Source organism: Marichromatium sp. AB32 (genome assembly GCF_003718675.1).
In the GTDB taxonomy this organism is placed as follows: domain Bacteria; phylum Pseudomonadota; class Gammaproteobacteria; order Chromatiales; family Chromatiaceae; genus Marichromatium; species Marichromatium gracile.
In genome coordinates, this window is sequence record NZ_RHFJ01000065.1 from 1 (window position 1) to 16,749 (window position 16,749).

General features: G+C 71.8%; 15 protein-coding genes. 9 read left to right on the plus strand and 6 right to left on the minus strand.

What is annotated here, in order from left to right; translation table 11 throughout:
• The 6 genes from EBL85_RS17240 to EBL85_RS14580 form a co-directional block, all read left to right on the plus strand.
• The coding region (locus EBL85_RS17240; protein WP_223806162.1) for a hypothetical protein at window positions 1-697 on the plus strand (697 nt) is incomplete at its 5' end.
• 8 nt (window positions 698-705) lie between these two features.
• Complete coding sequence (locus EBL85_RS14560; protein WP_190287990.1) at window positions 706-1,692, plus strand: lysophospholipid acyltransferase family protein; 987 nt, start codon at window positions 706-708, stop codon at window positions 1,690-1,692.
• Window positions 1,689-3,281 (plus strand): radical SAM protein, encoded by a 1,593-nt coding sequence (locus EBL85_RS14565; RefSeq protein WP_123143278.1) that lies wholly within the window; start codon window positions 1,689-1,691, stop codon window positions 3,279-3,281. Before EBL85_RS14560 ends, EBL85_RS14565 begins: the two co-directional genes overlap by 4 nt.
• A 134-nt stretch (window positions 3,282-3,415) precedes the next feature.
• Window positions 3,416-4,918, plus strand: a complete 1,503-nt coding sequence (locus EBL85_RS14570) for a radical SAM protein (protein WP_123143279.1) — start codon at window positions 3,416-3,418, stop codon at window positions 4,916-4,918.
• On the plus strand, window positions 4,915-6,255 hold the full coding sequence (locus tag EBL85_RS14575) for a radical SAM protein (protein WP_123143280.1): 1,341 nt from the start codon (window positions 4,915-4,917) through the stop codon (window positions 6,253-6,255). The genes EBL85_RS14570 and EBL85_RS14575 overlap by 4 nt, the downstream gene beginning before the upstream one ends.
• The gene (locus EBL85_RS14580; protein ID WP_123143281.1) at window positions 6,252-7,469 is read left to right on the plus strand and encodes a glycosyltransferase family 9 protein; all 1,218 of its coding nucleotides are present in this window, start codon (window positions 6,252-6,254) and stop codon (window positions 7,467-7,469) included. Before EBL85_RS14575 ends, EBL85_RS14580 begins: the two co-directional genes overlap by 4 nt.
• Here the strand turns inward: EBL85_RS14580 and EBL85_RS14585 are convergent.
• From EBL85_RS14585 to EBL85_RS14595, 3 genes are read right to left on the minus strand one after another with little or no spacing between them, the layout of a single operon-like run.
• A complete protein-coding gene (locus EBL85_RS14585) occupies window positions 7,367-8,311 on the minus strand; it encodes a lauroyl acyltransferase (RefSeq protein ID WP_148040560.1) in 945 nt (314 codons plus the stop codon). The two genes, EBL85_RS14580 and EBL85_RS14585, sit on opposite strands and share 103 nt — an antisense overlap.
• Window positions 8,308-8,922: a sulfotransferase gene (locus tag EBL85_RS14590; RefSeq protein ID WP_123141755.1), complete on the minus strand. Its 615-nt coding sequence runs from the start codon at window positions 8,920-8,922 to the stop codon at window positions 8,308-8,310. The genes EBL85_RS14585 and EBL85_RS14590 overlap by 4 nt, the downstream gene beginning before the upstream one ends.
• Window positions 8,923-8,952: 30 nt before the next feature.
• On the minus strand, window positions 8,953-9,990 hold the full coding sequence (locus EBL85_RS14595) for an NAD(P)-dependent oxidoreductase (RefSeq protein WP_123143283.1): 1,038 nt from the start codon (window positions 9,988-9,990) through the stop codon (window positions 8,953-8,955).
• A 207-nt stretch (window positions 9,991-10,197) separates the two neighbouring features.
• On the opposite strand from EBL85_RS14595, the gene nadC reads away from it, so the two are divergent.
• On the plus strand, window positions 10,198-11,046 hold the full coding sequence (nadC, locus tag EBL85_RS14600; RefSeq protein ID WP_123143284.1) for a carboxylating nicotinate-nucleotide diphosphorylase: 849 nt from the start codon (window positions 10,198-10,200) through the stop codon (window positions 11,044-11,046).
• Window positions 11,047-11,053: 7 nt separating this feature from the next.
• Here the strand turns inward: nadC and EBL85_RS14605 are convergent, their stop codons facing one another.
• The 3 genes from EBL85_RS14605 to EBL85_RS14615 all read right to left on the minus strand — a co-directional run bounded on the left by EBL85_RS14605 (window position 11,054) and on the right by EBL85_RS14615 (window position 13,988).
• Window positions 11,054-11,392 (minus strand): chaperone modulator CbpM, encoded by a 339-nt coding sequence (locus EBL85_RS14605; protein ID WP_123143285.1) that lies wholly within the window; start codon window positions 11,390-11,392, stop codon window positions 11,054-11,056.
• Between the two features lie 30 nt (window positions 11,393-11,422).
• Complete coding sequence (locus EBL85_RS14610) at window positions 11,423-12,319, minus strand: DnaJ C-terminal domain-containing protein (RefSeq protein ID WP_123143286.1); 897 nt, start codon at window positions 12,317-12,319, stop codon at window positions 11,423-11,425.
• A gap of 148 nt (window positions 12,320-12,467) precedes the next feature.
• Window positions 12,468-13,988, minus strand: a complete 1,521-nt coding sequence (locus EBL85_RS14615; protein ID WP_123143287.1) for an AAA family ATPase — start codon at window positions 13,986-13,988, stop codon at window positions 12,468-12,470.
• A 272-nt stretch (window positions 13,989-14,260) separates the two neighbouring features.
• Between EBL85_RS14615 and EBL85_RS14620 the strand changes: the two genes are divergently transcribed.
• Window positions 14,261-15,811, plus strand: coding sequence for a 2-isopropylmalate synthase (locus EBL85_RS14620; protein ID WP_123143288.1), 1,551 nt, complete (start codon window positions 14,261-14,263; stop codon window positions 15,809-15,811).
• Window positions 15,812-15,817: 6 nt separating this feature from the next.
• Window positions 15,818-16,723: a uracil-DNA glycosylase family protein gene (locus tag EBL85_RS14625; protein ID WP_123143289.1), complete on the plus strand. Its 906-nt coding sequence runs from the start codon at window positions 15,818-15,820 to the stop codon at window positions 16,721-16,723.
• The last annotated feature ends 26 nt before the right edge of the window (window positions 16,724-16,749 follow it).

Below are 16,749 nucleotides of genomic sequence, written 5' to 3' on the forward strand. Positions count from 1 at the left end.
GGCGCGCGCGCTGCTCGGGCGGCGCGGCGGGGACGCGCTGCCGCCGGGGCTGGAGGCCTTCGCGATGGCCGGGACCCAGGTCTTCCCGGTCGGCGGTTACGGCAACCTGGTGATCAACCTGCAGGGACGTCAGCCGCAGGGGGTGGTGCCCGAGTCCGAGTACGAGCCGCTGCGCGCGCGGCTGATCGCCGCGCTCGAGGGGCTGCGCGACCCCGACACCGGGGCGCGCCTGATCGAGCGGGTGTGGCGGCGCGAGGAGGTCTATCCGCACTGTCTGGCGCAGACCCCGGACATCATCATCCGCTGGAGTCCCGGCTATTACTGCGTCGGCGAGCAGGAGCTCGGCTTTCTCGGCATCCGTCCCGCGCCCGACGCGCTGACCACTGCGCACCGCTGGTCGGGCAACCACCTGCCCAACGGCGTGCTGATGCTCGCCGGTCCCGACATCGTCCCCGGCGCCGGATTCGACGAAGCGGCCATCATCGACGTCGCCCCGACGCTGATGGCGCTGCTCGGCGAGCCGGTGCCGAGCCACATGGACGGGCGGGTGCTGACCGAGGCGCTGAGCGCGGATTTCCTCGCCCGCCACCCGCCGCGCACCGCCGACTACGACCTCGACATCGGCGAGACGCGGCCCTTCAGCGAGGCCGAGAGCGCCTGTATCAACGAACGGCTCAAGGATCTGGGGTATCTGTGATGGTGCGGATGCTGATCCGGGACCTGCTGCTGTGGCTGCACTGGTATCCGCTGCGCTGGCTGGCGCAGCGGTTGCCGCCGTCCTGGCTGTACGCGCTGGGGCGCGGGCTGGGCGCGGTGGTGGCGCTGCTGGCGCGCGGCAAGGCCGCCGAGTTCGCCGCGGCGATGGCCGCCGCCCCGGCGCTGGCGGCGCTGCCGCGGCGCCGTCGCTGGGTGCGCCGGGCCTTCCAGAACCGTCTCTGCAACGAGCTGGAGGTGCTGGTCTTCCCGCGCCTCGGGCCGGCGCGGATGGCCGGTTTCGTGCGCTGCGACGACTGGTCCGAACTCGATGCCGCGCTGGCGCGCGGTCAGGGCGCGATGCTGCTGCTCGCGCACTTCGGTGCCAACCAGATGGCGATGCCCGCGCTCGGTCACGCCGGCTACCGGATGTGCCAGATGGGGGCCTCGCCGCTGGTGTGGCGCGAGCGCATCAGCCATCGTCGCTTCTCGCCCCTGGAGGCGCGCACCCTCGAGCTGCGCTGGCGGCACGAGTGCGCGCTGCCGGTGCGTCATATCGACGCCTTCGGCTCGTTGCGCCCGGCCTTCGCCTGTCTGCGCGCCAATCAGGTGCTCGGCATCGCCATCGACGGCGCCGCCGGCAGCGACTGGGCCGAGGTCGATTTCCTCGGCGCGCGCGCGCGCTTCTCCACCGGCGCGCTGCGCATCGCCGCGCGCACCGGTTGCGCGGTGCTGCCGACCTTTCTGGTGCGCGAGCCCTCCGGGGTCAGCCGGCTGGAGATCGGCGCACCGCTCGAGTGGGGCGCCGACCCCGCCGACCCGGCGGCGCTGGGCGCGGCGATCCAGGACTATGCCCGGCTGCTCGAGCGGCGGGTGATCGCGCAGCCCTGTCATTACCTGCCGTTCCTCGCGCTGCGTCGCATGACCGCGCTCAAGGAGGGCGAGCCGCCGCTGCTGCTCGAGACGCCCTCGGCCCCACCCGGAGGTCTGCCCGCATGAAGCTCACCCTGATCACCCCGACCCCGCCCGACATCAGCGCCTTCGACGTGCGCGCGCTCTCGGCCCATGTCCGCGCCTGCGGTCACCAGTGCCGGTTGATCTTCCTGCCCGGCAGCATCGGCCGGTTGCGCGCCGATCGCGAGGTGATCTATCACTATCCGCCCGAGGTGCTCGACGATCTCGCGACGCTGAGCGCCGACGCCGACCTGATCGGGCTGTCGTTCATGACCCAGTACTTCGACCGCGCGCTGCAGGTCACCGAGCACCTGCGCCGGGTCCACGACGCCCCGCTGGTGTGGGGCGGGGTGCACCCCTCGAGTCGCCCCGACGAGGCGCTCGAGCACGCCGACATGGTGGTGATCGGCGAGGGCGAGCACACCCTGGTCGAGCTGCTCGAGTGTCTGGCGCGCGGCGCCGATCACCGCCGGGTGCGCGGGCTCTGGGTGCGCGAGGGCGAGCAGCGTCACCGCAACCCGCAGCGCCCGCTGATCGACGATCTCGACAGTCTGCCGCCGTTCGACTTCTCCAACGACGATCACTATGTGCTCGATCCGCGCGCCGGGCGCCTCCGGCCGCTCACCGACGCGCTGCTGCGCGAGATCCTGCCGCTGTTGCCGGGACCGGGCGGTACCCTCAGACGCGCCTTTCGCACCATGACCGACCGCGGCTGTCCGCACCGCTGTACCTATTGCAGCGTCTCGGCGATCAAGGCGCGCTGCGCCGAGGACGGGGTGCCCTATCTGCGCTTTCGCGGTGTCGAGCGGGTGATCGCGGAGCTGGTGGCGGTGCGCGAGCGCTTCCCCTTCGTCGAGGCCTTCCAGTTCTTCGACGACACCTTCTTCGCCCGTCCCCGCGCTCAGATCGAGGACTTCGCCGCGCGCTATCGCGAGCGCGTCGGTCTGCCCTTCTACGTCCAGGCCAGCCCCTCGACGCTCAACGAGCGCAAGCTGCTGGCGCTGCTCGATGCCGGGCTGGTCTATGTCGAGTTCGGCATCCAGAGCGGCAGCGAGCGGATCAAGCGTCTCTACGACCGCACCGAGTCCAACGAGCGGGTGGTGGCCGCCGCCGAGCTGCTGCACCGTCACCGCGACCGCCTGCTGCCGCCGGACTATCACGTCATCACCGACAACCCCTGGGAGACCGAGGCCGACGCCATGGACACGGTGCGGCTGCTCTACCGGCTGCCCAAGCCGTTCGGGCTGGCGGTCTCGAACCTGGTGTTCTACCCCCACACCCCGCTCTACGACCGCGCCGTCGCCGAGGGGCTGCTCACCGACACCGGCCCGGCACTCTATCGCAAGCCGTTCTTCGCCCCCCGTCGCACCTACCCCAACTTCCTGCTGCACCTGTTAACCTTCCAGCACGTGCCGCGCTGGGTCTATCGGGTGCTGATCAGCGAGCGCGCGGTGCGGCTGTTCTCGCGCCCGGCGCTGCTCGCGCCGCTGGGCCTGGTCACCCGGGTCGGCGAGGGGCTGCGGCTGCTCGCCAAAGGCGGCGGGGCGCTGGCGCGCGGCGACTGGTGGCGCATCGCGCGCTATCTGCAGCGGTTGCGCCCGGTCGACCCCGGGGTGACCGGACGCCGGCACTGAGGCGCGCGCCGGCGGAGCCGGCCGTGCGCCAGGGCCGGACGGCGTCGCGGCCATCGTCGTGACGCATCCCCGGTCGCGCCGCGCCAGGAGGGCGGGGCGTGACCACGACCCGGCAACCGAGGAGGAGCCCGCGGATGCGCATCGCGTTGATCTCGCCCTTCCCTGACATCACCGTGTTCGGCCTGCGCACCATGTCGGCCTATCTGCGCGAGCGCGGCCACTGGACGCGGATGATCTTCCTGCCCGACCCGGCCTGCGACGAGGACTACGGCGAGGAGCGCTATCGCCCCGAGACCCTGCGTCAGCTGGTGGCACTGTGTCGCGACGTCGATCTGGTCGGCATCACCCTGATGACCAACTACTTCGCCGCCGCGCGCCAGATCACCCACGCGATCCATGCCGCGACCTCGGTGCCGGTGGTCTGGGGCGGGGTGCACGCCACCATCTGTCCCGACGAGTGCATCGTCCACGCCGACATCGTCTGTGTCGGCGACGGCGAGGAGGCGCTGCTCGATCTCGCCGACGCGCTCGGTCGCGGCGCGGCCATCGACGCCCTCGCCAACCTCTGGGTGCGGGCGGGGGACGGGGCGATCAGTCGCAACCCGCCGCGACCGCTGCTGCGCGACCTCGATCGCTATCCGGCGCCCGACTACAGCCTCGCCGATCACCACTTCATGGTCGCCGACGGCACCATCACCCCCTTCACCCGCGAACTCACCGAGCGCCACCTGCGTACCGGCACCGTCTCCAACCTGCTCGGCAAGATGGGCTACCAGACCATGACCGGGCGCGGCTGTCCGCACAAGTGCTCCTACTGCGCCAACGACGCGCTCAAGAACCTCTACGACAAGCGCGGCTATCTGCGCTGGCGCAGCGTCGAGCACGTCATCGACGAGCTCGAGCAGGTCAAGCGCCGCTTCCCGGACATCGGCTTCGTGTGGATCTCGGACGATGCCTTCTTCTCGCGCCCGAGCGCCTCGCTGGCGGCCTTCTGCGCCGCCTACAAGGAACGCATCGGGCTGCCCTTCTCCTGTCTGGCCAGCCCGCTGACGGTGACCGAGGAGAAGATGGCGCTGCTGGTCGACGCCGGTCTGGTCTACGTGCAGATGGGCATCGAGAGCGGCAGCGCGCGGATGCAGGCGCTCTACAACCGCGCCCGCATGGACAACCGCCGGGTGCTGCGCGCGGCGCGGATCATCAACCGCTATCGCGCGCGGATGTTCCCGCCGAGCTACGACTTCCTGCTCGACGTGCCCTACGAGCGCACCGAGGACACCCTCGAGAGCCTGCGTCTGATCGCCCGCCTGCCCAAGCCCTACCGTCTCCAGCCCTTCTCGCTGGTGCTCTATCCGGGCACCGAGCTGCATCGCATGGGGGTGCGCGACGGTCATGTGCGCGATGCCCATCGCGACGTCTATGCCAAGAGCTACAACATGCGCGCCGGCAGCTATCCCAACCTGCTGTTCGCGCTCGCCCAGGGCGGGCGCATGCCGGGGCCGCTGCTGCGACTGCTCGCCAGCCGGCCGCTCGGGCGGGTGCTCGGCGCCGCGCCGCTGCGCCCGGGCTTCGCCTGGCTCTATCGCGCGCTGCGCGCGCTCAAGGCGCGGTTGCGCCCGGCCGGGGGGCGCGCGGCATGAGGGTGTTGCTGATCCAGGCCTTTCTCGGCGGCAACGAGCCGCTGGTCTTCCCCATCGGGCTCGGCAGCCTGGCGGCGAACCTCGTCGGCCACCAGGTGCGGGTGCTCGACACCAACCTGGTCGAGTCGCCGCGCGCCGCGCTCGCCGAGGCGCTGGCCGAGTTCGCGCCCGAGGCGATCGGCATCTCGCTGCGCAACATCGACTCGACCAACAAGCGCGAGGTGGTCTTCTACTACCCGTTGCTCGGCGAGCTGCTGGAGGTGATCGAGCGGCATGCTCGCGCGCCGGTGATCATCGGCGGCTCGGGCTTCTCGATGTTCGCGCGCGAGATCATGGAGGCCGAGCCGCGCCTCGACCTCGGCGTGCACCTCGAGGGCGAGGAGACGTTGCAACTGCTGCTCAAGCGTCTCGACCGTCCCGAGACCGTACCCTCGGTGTTCTATCGGCGCGACGGCGCGCTGCACTTCTCCGGGCCGCTGCAGGGACCGGTCGATCTCGACGCCATCGCGTTGCCCGAGCGCGGCGCGCTGCGGGTCGGCGACTATCGCGCGGGTTTCGTCGACGCCATCGGGGTGGAGACCAAGCGCGGCTGCCCGCTGAGCTGTGTCTACTGCATCTACGGCTATCTCAACGGCAAGCGGATGCGGCTGCGCGACCCGCGGCTGATCGTCGACGAGATCGAGGCCCTGGTGCGCGATCACGGGGTGGAGCGCTTCACCTTCGTCGACTCGGTGTTCAACCTGCCGCGCGCCCATGCCGAGCGCATCTGTCGCGAGCTGATCGCGCGCGGGGTGCGGGCGCGCTGGTCGGCGTGGATCAACGAGCGTCACGCCGATGCCGCGTTCATGGCGCTGGCGGTGCGCGCCGGTTGCGTCCACGCCATCTTCTCGCCCGACGCCATCGCCGATCCGACGCTGCGCCGTCTCGGCAAGGACATGCGTCGCGCCGACATCCTGCGCATCTACCGTCTGCTCTCGCGCCACCCCGGGCTGGAGGTGAGCTACAACTTCTTCCGCAACCCGCCCGGCCAGACCCTCGGCAACCTGCTCTCGATCCTGTTCTTCGTGCTCCGCGCCAGGCTGCGTCTGGGGCGTCGGGTGCACTTCGAGTTCAGCGTGCTGCGCATCGAGCCGCACACCGGGCTGCACCGCATCGCCCTGGAGGAGGGGGTGGTCGATCCCGACGACCCGCTGCTCTATCCGCGCTACTACACCAACCCGCGCACCCGTCATCTCGACCGTGCCTTCGACGCCCTGCTCTGGCTCAAGGGGCGCATCGGTCGGCTGCGCGCGCGTCGCGCCGCCGCGGCCAGCAGTCCCACCGAGGAGGGCGCATGAGCACCGGTCCCTACAAGATCGTCAACGCCCGCAAGCGGCGTCTGACCCGGCTCGCCGACCTGATCGGCGCGACCCTGAGCCTGCCCTGGCGGCAATGGCGCCGGGCGCGCCCGCTCGACCCCGCCGAGGTGCGCGAGATCCTGCTGATCCGCACCCTCTATCTCGGCGACGTGATGATGACGGTGCCGATGCTGCGCCCGCTGCGCGAGCGCTTCCCCGGCGCGCGCATCACCCTGCTCACCGCCGCCGGCGCGGCGCCGTTGCTCGAGGGCAACCCCGACCTCGACGCGCTGATCACCTACGACCCCTTCTGGTTCAGCGATCGCAGCGGTCCGCTCGACTATCTGCGCTGGCGCTGGCGGATGCGCCGCCGGCGCTTCGATCTGGTGATCGAGGCGCGCGCCGACATCCGCGAGATCCTGATGCTGGTGCGCCCGCTGCGGGCGACCCACAAGGTCAGCTACGGCGTCGGTGGCGGGGCCTGGATGCTCACCCGGGTGGTGCCCTATCCGGGGGTGCGACACAAGGTGGAGTATCACCTCGATCTCTGTCGCGCACTCGGCTGTCGGGTCGAGGGCGTGCACTGGGACGTCCACCACAGCGCCGCCGAGCGCGCGGCGCTCGCGCGGCTGCTCGCCGAGCAGGGCCTCGCCGCGCCCTTCGTCGCCGTCCACCCGGGCTCGCGCCTGGCGCTCAAGCGCTGGCCGGCGGCGCGCTATGCCGCGCTGGTCGAGCGCGTCGCACGTCGGCTGGGACTCGCGGTGGTGGTGCTCGGCGCCCCCGGCGAGCGCGCCCTGGTGGCCGAGGTGGTCGGCGCCGGCGGGCCCCGGGTGCACGATCTCAGCGGCCGGCTCGGGCTGCGGGCGATGGCCGCGCTGCTGCGCGAGGCGCGGGTGCTGGTGTGCAACGACAGCGCGCCGATGCACCTGGCTGCGGCCGTCGGCACCCCGGCGCTGGCGCTGTTCGGGCCCTCGTCGAGCGTCGAGACCGGTCCCTACGGCCTCGGACACCGGGTGGTCGAGGTCGCGGGGCTGTGGTGTCGCGCCGAGTGCGACGAGCACGGCTGTCGTCATCCCGAGCGACAGTGGTGCATGCGCCAGCTCGGGGTCGATCAGGTGTTCGCGGTGCTCTGCGAGATGCTCGGCGCCGAGGCCGCGGCGGGGGCGAACTGGTCCCAGAACTGCCACAGCCCGGGATCGCTGTCGATCCAGTGACGCAGCCGCGCGACGAAGGCCTGCTGCAATTGCTCCGGGGTCTCGGCCCCGGGCGGCGGCGACTCGATCACCGCGCGGTAGCGGTATGCGCCGTCGCGGACGAGGAAGAGGAAGCGCAGCGGCGCGCTGGCGCGTTGTGCCAGGCGGAAGGGGCCGAGCGGCAGCTCCAGGGTGTGACCGCAGCAGGCGTGGGGCAGGTGATGGCCGTAGCGCTCGGCGGTGCCGGTGCCGTCGCCGGCCATCATCAGCACCCGCCCGGCGGCGAGGCTGCGGTAGAGCTGACGCTGGAAGCGCGCGACATAGATCATCTCGGCCGGGAAGGCCTCCTCGAGGCGCAGCCGGTGGTGGAGCTGGACGCGCCGACCGATGAAGGAGAGCCCCCGCGCCGAGCGCAGCCCGAGCTGGGTCATCGGGTAGCCGAGACGACCGAGCGCGACCAGCGGCAGCTGCGAGGGGCCGAGATGGGCGTGCACCAGCACGCAGCCGCGACCCTCGGCGAGCGCGGCGTCGAGCCGGTCGCGCCCGGCGATCTCGATCACCCGCGACAGCGCCCGCCCGCGCAGCCGGTGGTAGTGGAAGATCGACAGCCGGTCGACATAGTGGTTGATCAGATAGGTGCGGCTCCAGGCGGCGATCCGCGCCGCGTCGGCGGCGGGATAGGCGCGACCGAAGAGCGCGCGCAGTTGCGCGCGACGCGTGCCGGAGAGCGCCAGGTGCAAGCGCCCCATGGCGGCGAACAGCCGCAGGTTGAGCGCGATCGGCGCGCGCGCGCAGAACCAGCGCAGCGGGTACCAGATCAGCAGCCGCAGCAGGTCGCGCGCCGGGTGCTCGTGCACGATCATCGCGCGCCCCCCCGGCGCTGGCGGTAGAGCCCGGGGTCGGCGACCGCGGCCATCGCCTCGCGGTCGAGCGGGCGGTCGAGGAAGTCGGCCACGCGCGCCGCCTCGGCGGCGGGCTCGGCGATGGCGCGCGCATAGTCGACGTCGAGCACCTGGATGTGACGCTGCGCGGCGAGCCAGCCCTCGAGCGCGGCGAGCTGGCGGCGGTAGAGCGTCTCCAGGGTGGCGTCGTCGATCTTGTCGGGATCGGTGCCGCGACGCACCAGCATGGCGCGCTGCGAGGCCAGCACCTCGCCGAGGTCGCGGCGCATGAACAGCACCCGATAGCGGTGTCCCGGGGGCAGGGCGTCGAGCAGCGGCGCGACCACCTTGATCGCCTTGCCGCGGGCCGCGCGCAGCCAGCCCGGATCCTCCTGGCGCAGCCGTTTCACCCGTTCGTGCTCGAAATAGCCGCGCGGGTTGTCGGCGTCGGCCGCGCGCGCGGCGTCGCTGAACACCTCCACCCCGCCGGCGGCGAGCATGGCGGTCATCATCGAGGTGCCCGAGCGGGGCAGGCCGGAGACGACGATGATCTCCTGGCGGCGGCGCAGACGGTCGAACAGCGGTAGCGGCATCTCGGGGGTCCGTGGCGGTGTGGGTTGAGGTCAGTTGCGCGGCGGGCGCAGCAGGCCCTGGTCGCGATACCAGGCGACGGTGCGGGCGATGCCCGCGGCGAGCGAGTGGGGCGGGCGGTAGCCGAGCTCGGCGCGGGCCTTGCCGATGTCGACATAGAGCCGGCTCTCGGCGGTCCACTCGACGGTCTTGCGCGAGAACGGCGGGCGTCCGGTCTGGGGGATGAGGAAGGGGTAGAAGGGCAGCACCTTGCCCAGCCCCTCGAAGCCGAGCCCGATGGCGCGCGCCAGCGGGATCGGGAGGCGCGGGGTCCACACCCGCACCCCCAGCTCGGCGGCGATGGCGTGGACGATCTCCTCGAGCGAGTAGGAGCGCGCGTCGGAGATGAAATAGACCTCGCCCGGACGGCCGTGCTCGGCGGCCAGGCGCAGCCCGGCGACCTGGTTGCCGACATAGCAGAACTCGGTGAGCACCTCGCGCGGGCCGATCAGCGGGTAGACGCCCTTCTCGATCACCCGGAAGAGCCGCCCGAGCAGGATCGGCTCGCGCTCGCCATAGGTCATCGGCGGGCGCACCACCACGGTCTCCAGAGTGCCGTCGGCGGCGGCCTCGCGCACCAGCCGCTCGGCCTCGAGCTTGCTCCGGCCATAGATGTTGCGCGGGTGCTGGGGGCTGTCCTCGGTGAGCGGGCGCCCGTCGCGCGAGGTGCCCACCGCCTCGATGGTGCCGGTGAACACGAAACGGCGCGCGCCGGCGCGGCGCGCGGCCTCGAGCAGCAGCCGGGTGCCCTCGACGTTGACCGCCCGGTAGCGCGCGTCGGGGACCCGGGCGTCGTGTCTGGAGATGGCGGCGAGGTGATAGACCTGCCCGACCCCGGCGAGCGCCGCCTCCAGGCTCGTCGCGTCGAGGAGGTCGCCGTGACGGATCTCGGCGCCGCAGGCGCTCAACGCCGCGCAGTCCTCGCCGGGACGCACCAGGGCGCGCACCGCGATCCCGTCGGTGCGCAGCGACTCGACCAGATGGCCGCCGATGAAGCCCGCCGCGCCGGTCACCAATGCCACTCGTGTCATCGCGTCAGCCTCCTCGGGTCGTCACCGGCGCCGTGCGCGCATCAGGTACGCGACGAACGTTAATGAGCCGCGCCGGCGGCGTCAACGCTGTGATGACCCCGGCGCCCTGGCTGCGCCCGGACGGCACGGCTGTGGCATGATCGCCTCCCTCGATGGGCGCCCGCCGGTGGTGCGCCCGGTCGCCGACGACACAGGACACCGATACCCATGCACAGCCCCCAGCCCCTCGATCCCTCACTGATCCGTGAACAGGCGCGCGCGGCGCTCGCCGAGGATCTCGGCAGTGGCGACGTCACCGCCGCGCTGCTGCCCGCCGATCAGCAGGCGCGCGCCGAGCTGATCACCCGCGAGTCGGCGGTGCTCTGCGGTCGGGACTGGTTCGAGGCGGTGTTCCATGCACTCGATCCGGCGATCCGCATCGACTGGGAGGCGGCCGACGGCGCGCGCGTCGCGCCGGGGCAGCGGCTGTGCGTGATCACCGGCCCGGTGCGCGCGCTGCTCACCGGCGAGCGCACGGCGATGAACCTGCTGCAGACCCTCTCGGGCACCGCCACCCGCACCCGTCGCTTCGCCGACGCCGTCGCCGGGCTGCCGGTGGCGGTGCTCGACACCCGCAAGACCCTGCCGGGGCTGCGGTTGCAGCAGAAGTACGCGGTGCGCTGCGGTGGCGGCATCAACCACCGCATGGGGCTGCACGACGCCATCCTCATCAAGGAGAACCACATCCTCGCCGCCGGCTCGATCGCCGCGGCGGTGACCGCGGCGCAGGCGCTGCAGACCGGCTTGGAGATCATCGTCGAGGTCGAGTCGCTCGCCGAACTCGAGCAGGCGCTGGCCGCCGGCGCGCCGACGGTGCTGCTCGACAACTTCGACAACGATCAGTTGCGCGAGGCGGTGGCGCTGAACGCCGGGCGGGCGCGGTTGGAGGCCTCCGGCGGGGTGAACCTCGAGACCATCCGCGCGATCGCCGAGACCGGGGTCGACCGCATCTCGGTCGGCGCGCTCACCAAGGACGTGACCGCGGTCGATCTGTCGATGCGTCTGGAGGTCGCCTGAGCCTCGCTCAGCGCGGCGTGCCGGGGGCGCCGAGGTGCTGTTCGAGCACCTGCAGCCGCTCGCGCAGGCGCTCGTTCTCCTCGAGCAGGTCGAGCGCCAGCGCGGTACCGGCGAGGTTGAGGTCGAGGTCGTGGCGCAGCCGCACGGCGCGGCGCGCGCGGCGCACCGCGATCCCGTCGAAGCGCCACTCGGCGGGGAGGCTGCCGCAGGGGTTGAGCAGCCCCTCGGCGACCATGCACTCGACCAGGTGGTGCTCGGCGTCGCAGAGCACGCACAGCTCGACCAGCGACAGGCTCAGGCCCTCGTCGAGCACGATGCCCTCGAAGATCCGCTCCAGCTGCTGCATCGGCGATGTCCTCCCTCGTTGAGCCGCGCGCTACACCCCGAGGTCGGCGCGCGGGTTGAAGTCTAGCTGCTCGGCGAGTTTGCGATAGGCGCGCCGTGCCGCCTCGGTGGTTGCCGGCGGCGCCTGGATCTCGAGCGTCACCAGGGTGTCGCCGGGCGGATCGCCGGGCAGCCCGCGCCCCTTGAGCCGCAGCCGCTGCCCGGACTGCGAGCCCGGCGGGATCTTCAGGCTGACGGTGCCGCCGAGGGTGGGCACGCTCACCGCGGCCCCGAGCGCCGCCTCCCAGGGCGCCAGGGGCAGGCGCAGGTGGATGTCGCGTCCGTCCGGGGTGAAGTGCGGGTGGGGCTTCAGCTCGACCTCGAGATAGAGATCGCCGGCCGGTCCGCCGCCGAGCCCGGCGCCGCCCTGGCCGGCGAGCCGGATCTGTCGGCCCTGGGTGACCCCGGCGGGGATGCGGACCTTGAGGGTGCGGGCGTTGCCCGAGGACTCGACCCGTACCTGGCGGGTGACGCCGCGATAGGCCTCGTCGAGATCGAGGGCGATGCGCACCGTCTGGTCCTGGCCGCGGCGTCGCGGCGGCTCGGCGCCGCCGAAGGCGCGCCCGAAGATGCTGGAGAAGAAGTCGCTGAAGTCGCCGACGTCATCGGCGTCGAAGCGGTAGTTGCCGCGGCGCCCGCCGCCGGGCGGCGGGCGGAAGTCCTGACCGGCGCGCCAGCCGCTGCCGAGCGCATCGTAGGCGGCGCGCTTCTCGGGATCGTGCAGCACCTCGTTGGCCTCGTTGATCTCCTTGAAGCGGGCCTCGGCGTCGGACTCCTTGCTGACGTCCGGGTGGTACTTGCGCGCGAGCTTGCGATAGGCCCGCTTGATCTCGTCCTGGGAGGCGTCGCGCGCCACCCCGAGGGTCTTGTAGTAATCCTTGTATTGCATCGTCTGCTCTCGCGGAATGGACGGGCCCGATCATGCACCGCGCCGTGATGGCGCCTGCGTCTGTGGCGGCGGGCCGATCGTCGTCTGATCGCTGGATAGTCGTTGCGGCGGGGCGATTGTCAAGCGTGGCGGTGAGGGTGCGTCTGGTTCAGTCCGTCTCCGCCGGGCTGTGGGCCGGGACGGTGCGCTCGCGCGCCCAGGCGCGCAACGCCGCGATCCGCTCCTCCATCACCACCGCCAGCGGCTGGGTGGCGGCCAGCTCGGCGAGCAGCGCCTCGGTGTCGGGGCGGCGCTCGGCGCCGTCCTCGGCATAGCAGGCGGCGACCACCGCCTGCTCGATCCCGGCGCCGGTGAAGCCCTCGCTCGCCGCGGCGAGGGTGTCGAGGTCGAGTGCGGTCGGGTCGATGCCGCGGCGCGCGAGATGGATGGCGAAGACCTCGCGGCGCACCCCGGCATCGGGCAGGTCGACGAAGAACAGCTCGTCGATGCGGCCCTTGCGCAGCAGCTCGGGCGGCAGATGCGAGACGTCGTTGGCGGTGGCCACCAGGAAGACCCGGGCGCGCCGTTCGGCCATCCAGGTGAGCAGGGTGCCGAGCACGCGTCGGCCGACGCCCTCGTCGCCCGAGCCGCTGGCCAGCCCCTTCTCGATCTCGTCGATCCACAGCACGCAGGGTGCCATCACCTCGGCGGTGCGCAGCGCCTGGCGCAGGTTCTTCTCGGTCTCGCCGATGTACTTGTCGTAGAGGGTGGCGAAGTCGAGACGCAGCAGCGCCACCCCGAAGCGTCCGGCGACGGCCTTGGCCGCGAGGCTCTTGCCGCCGCCCTGGACCCCGAGCAGGAGGATGCCGCGCGGGCGGTCGCGGCGCTCGTCGGCGTCGAGGAAGGGCGCGCGGCGGCGGTCGAGCCAGGCCTTGAGGTTGTCGAGCCCGGCGATGTCGGCGAAGGTGCGGGTGTCGTACTCGAAGGAGACCACGCCGTCGGGGCTGAGCAGGGCGTACTTGGCGCGGCGCAGGGCGGCGACGTCGTCGCGGGTGATGGCGCCGTCGTCGCGCACCGCGTTGCGGATCAGCCGCCGGGCATCGGACTCGGTGAGACCGAGCAGGTTGTTGGCCAGCTGCTCGACGGCCTCGCGGCTGGCGCGCAGCGCGCGCCCGGGCGCGGCCTCCTGCCAGGCGCGGGCCTCCTCGCGGATCAGCTCCATGATGCGCTTGCGCTCGGGCAGGCGCAGCTGGAAGCGCACGCTCAGATGACGCAGCTCGGCGGGCAGTTCGAGCCCGTGGCTGACCAGCACCAGGGTGCGTGCGCAGGTGGCATGGGTCTGGGCGATCTCCTTGAGCAGACGGACGTGGATCGGGTCGTCGAGATAGGGGTGGAAGTCGAGCAGCAGATAGAGCCCGGGCTGATCGAGCGCGTGGATGTGACGCAGCGCCTGGCGCGGCTCGGCGAGGTTGCGTTGCGGCTCGGCGTCGAACTCGAGCCGGCGCAGTCCCTCGGTCACCGTCCAGCGGAAGGCGGGCAGGCCGAGACGGATCGCCAGCCCGGCGAACAGCTCGACCACGCGCGCCTCCTCGACCGATTCGATGATCAGGATCGGGGTGTCGGCGCGCAACAGCAGCTCGAGATCGTGCAGATCCGGCATGGGGAGGTTGGTGGTGTCGGTGACGGGCATGATCGGGGACCGCTCGGTGGCGTCTCGTCGACGTCTCCGGCAAATTTACCAGCATCATCGTCGACAACCCAGTGACAGCGCGGGGCGAGGCTGCGAAGATGCGGAGACGCGCCGCGTCGACCTGTCTCCCCACCCCGTCCCAGGTCCGCAGTCCGCTCCACCCGCTGAGCGGGCCGGGGCGTCGTCCCGTGGTGGACGACGGCGGGGCACGCGGCCCCAACAGCCATCAGCACCGGCCTGGCAGGGCCTCCAGGCGTAGCGAGAGAAGAGCCATGAGCGACAAAGACCACTTGATCATCTTCGACACCACCCTGCGCGACGGCGAGCAGAGCCCCGGGGCCTCGATGACGCGCGACGAGAAGGTGCGCATCGCCAAGGCCCTGGAGCGGCTGCGCGTGGACGTCATCGAGGCCGGTTTCCCGATCGCCAGCCCGGGCGACTTCGAGGCGGTCGCGGCGGTCGCCGAGCAGATCAAGGACAGCCGTGTCTGTGGTCTGGCGCGGGCGCTCGACAAGGACATCGATCGCGCCGGTGAGGCGCTGGCCAAGGCCAACGCCGGACGTATCCACACCTTCATCGCCACCTCGCCGATCCACATGGAGAAGAAGCTGCGGATGCAGCCCGAGCAGGTGATCGAGCAGGCGGTGGCGGCGGTGCGGCGGGCGCGGCGCTATACCGACGACGTCGAGTTCTCGGCCGAGGACGCCGGGCGCTCGGAGATCGACTTCCTCTGTCGCATCACCGAGGCGGTGATCGAGGCCGGGGCGACCACGGTGAACATCCCCGACACCGTCGGCTACAACATCCCCGACCAGTTCGGCGCGGTGATCGCGGCGCTGCGCGAGCGCGTGCCCAACGCCGATCGCGCGGTGCTCTCGGTGCACTGTCACAACGACCTCGGGCTGGCGGTGGCCAACTCCCTGGCGGCGGTGCGCAACGGCGCGCGCCAGGTCGAGTGCACCATCAACGGGCTGGGCGAGCGCGCCGGCAACGCTGCGCTCGAGGAGATCGCGATGGCGGTGCGCACCCGTCAGGACCTCTTCGACTGCGACACCCGGCTCGACACCACCCAGATCGTCACCTGCTCGCGTCTGGTCTCGGGCATCACCGGCTTCACCGTCCAGCCCAACAAGGCGGTGGTCGGCGCCAACGCCTTCGCCCACGAGTCGGGCATCCACCAGGACGGCGTGCTGAAGAACCGCGAGACCTACGAGATCATGCGCGCCCAGGACGTCGGCTGGAGCGAGAACCGCATGGTGTTGGGCAAGCACTCGGGGCGTAACGCCTTCCGCAGCCGGCTCCACGACCTCGGCATCGAGTTCGCCTCCGAGGAGGAGCTCAACGCCGCCTTCGCCCGCTTCAAGGATCTCGCCGACAAGAAGCACGAGATCTTCGACGAGGACCTCCAGGCACTGGTCACCGACGCCAACCTCGATGCCGCCAACGAGCGCGTCAAGCTGGTCTCGCTGCGGGTGTGCTCGGAGACCGGCGAGACCCCGAACGCCGAGCTGGTGCTCGCCATCGACGGCGCCGAGCGCAGCGCGGCGGCGAGCGGCAGCGGTCCGGTCGACGCCGCCTTCCGCGCCATCGAGTCGGTGGTCGAGAGCGGCGCCGAGCTCAAGCTCTACTCGGTCAACGCCATCACCAGCGGTACCGACGCCCAGGGCGAGGTGACGGTGCGACTGGAGAAGGGCGGGCGCGTGGTCAACGGGCAGGGCGCCGACATCGATATCGTCATCGCCTCGGCCAAGGCCTATGTCAACGCCTGCAACAAGGTGCTGCACGGCGCCCGCCGCGCCCACCCGCAGGGCGCGGACGTCTGAGTCGGGATGGACGAGCAACGTCGTCTGAGCTATCTGGCGCGGATGGGGGTGCATGCCTGGCAGCCGCGCGCGGACGAGCACGACGGCGCCGCGGCGGCGCCGCTCGAGATGCCGCCGGCGGTCCCGCCACAGGCGCCGCCCGCGACCCTCGAGCCGGCACGGCCCCGGCCCGCGCCGCGCGCCCCCGAGCCGCCGCCGGTACCGATGCCGCCGCCCTGCGCACCGTCCTCGTCCGAGCCGGCGCCCTTCACCGAGCGCACGGTGGCGCCGCGCGCGCCCGCGCCCGAGCCGCCGGCCGATGATCTGTTCGCGCCAGCCGCATCCGCCGCGGTCCCGGCGGTCGCCACGATGGATTGGGAGCAGCTGGCGCGCGCGGTGCACGGCTGTCGTGGCTGTGCGCTGCACGAGACCCGACAGCACAGCGTCTTCGGCAGCGGTGCGCGCAATGCGCGGCTGATGCTGATCGGCGAGGCCCCGGGCGCCGACGAGGATCGTCAGGGCGAGCCGTTCGTCGGACGGGCGGGGCAACTGCTCACGCGCATGCTCGAGGCGATCGGGCTGGCGCGCGAGGAGGTCTTCATCGCCAATGTGCTCAAGTGTCGCCCGCCCGGCAATCGTGACCCGCACCCCGAGGAGATGGCCCGCTGCGAGGGCTATCTGCAACGTCAGATCGCGCTCATCGAGCCGACACTGATCCTCTCGCTGGGGCGGATCTCGGCCCAACACCTGCTCAATACCGATGTCAGCGTGGGTCGGCTGCGGGGGCGCTGGTTCGAGGTCGGCGATGCGCGCATTCCGCTGCGGGTGACTTATCATCCTGCCTATCTGCTGCGCTCGCCGGCGCAGAAGGCCAAGTCCTGGGAAGATCTCAGCGCGGTCGCGCGGCGGTTGCGGGAGACCGAGAGGAAATAATTTCCATATTTAATTATTTTCTAATA

Coding starts and splice junctions, on each gene's coding strand:
- EBL85_RS14560 (WP_190287990.1), top strand. CDS start 706: ATGCTGATCCGGGACCTGCTGCTGTGGCTGCACTGGTATCCGCTGCGC.
- EBL85_RS14565 (WP_123143278.1), top strand. CDS start 1,689: ATGAAGCTCACCCTGATCACCCCGACCCCGCCCGACATCAGCGCCTTC.
- EBL85_RS14570 (WP_123143279.1), top strand. CDS start 3,416: ATGCGCATCGCGTTGATCTCGCCCTTCCCTGACATCACCGTGTTCGGC.
- EBL85_RS14575 (WP_123143280.1), top strand. CDS start 4,915: ATGAGGGTGTTGCTGATCCAGGCCTTTCTCGGCGGCAACGAGCCGCTG.
- EBL85_RS14580 (WP_123143281.1), top strand. CDS start 6,252: ATGAGCACCGGTCCCTACAAGATCGTCAACGCCCGCAAGCGGCGTCTG.
- EBL85_RS14585 (WP_148040560.1), bottom strand. CDS start 8,311: ATGATCGTGCACGAGCACCCGGCGCGCGACCTGCTGCGGCTGCTGATC.
- EBL85_RS14590 (WP_123141755.1), bottom strand. CDS start 8,922: ATGCCGCTACCGCTGTTCGACCGTCTGCGCCGCCGCCAGGAGATCATC.
- EBL85_RS14595 (WP_123143283.1), bottom strand. CDS start 9,990: ATGACACGAGTGGCATTGGTGACCGGCGCGGCGGGCTTCATCGGCGGC.
- nadC (WP_123143284.1), top strand. CDS start 10,198: ATGCACAGCCCCCAGCCCCTCGATCCCTCACTGATCCGTGAACAGGCG.
- EBL85_RS14605 (WP_123143285.1), bottom strand. CDS start 11,392: ATGCAGCAGCTGGAGCGGATCTTCGAGGGCATCGTGCTCGACGAGGGC.
- EBL85_RS14610 (WP_123143286.1), bottom strand. CDS start 12,319: ATGCAATACAAGGATTACTACAAGACCCTCGGGGTGGCGCGCGACGCC.
- EBL85_RS14615 (WP_123143287.1), bottom strand. CDS start 13,988: ATGCCCGTCACCGACACCACCAACCTCCCCATGCCGGATCTGCACGAT.
- EBL85_RS14620 (WP_123143288.1), top strand. CDS start 14,261: ATGAGCGACAAAGACCACTTGATCATCTTCGACACCACCCTGCGCGAC.
- EBL85_RS14625 (WP_123143289.1), top strand. CDS start 15,818: ATGGACGAGCAACGTCGTCTGAGCTATCTGGCGCGGATGGGGGTGCAT.